The sequence below is a fragment of the Psychrobacter sp. S1-30-MNA-CIBAN-0213 genome (genome assembly GCF_040309845.1).
Taxonomy (GTDB): Bacteria; Pseudomonadota; Gammaproteobacteria; order Pseudomonadales; family Moraxellaceae; genus Psychrobacter.
In genome coordinates, this window is sequence record NZ_JBEOPE010000094.1 from 1 (window position 1) to 262 (window position 262).

The 262-nt window shown below is 56.1% G+C and carries 1 protein-coding gene; it reads right to left on the reverse strand.

The features are described from left to right. A partial coding sequence (locus AAEY87_RS14090; protein WP_350657623.1) for a TgpA N-terminal domain-containing protein occupies window positions 1-262 on the reverse strand: 262 nt, incomplete at both ends.

Consider the following 262-nt stretch of genomic DNA (forward strand, 5'->3'; position numbering starts at 1 on the left):
GCTGCTGAGTGGGCTCTAAGGTGATCTCGTAGCTTTTTGGCTCAGTCTTAGTAGTGGCAGTGGCAAGCGACCGCGCAAGCCAGTTAGGGGGTTGCCTGCCAGGCTGCCATTGCTGCTGCACGCGCCGGTTGGGACGCCAAGTGACGCCATCAAAATCACTAAAGACTAAGCCGCGCCAGTACAGCTCGCTTTGTGCCGGGCGAGCTTGAGCAAACTCTACACGAAAAGCAAGCTCTGTCGATTGACTCAAGCTCGCAATATC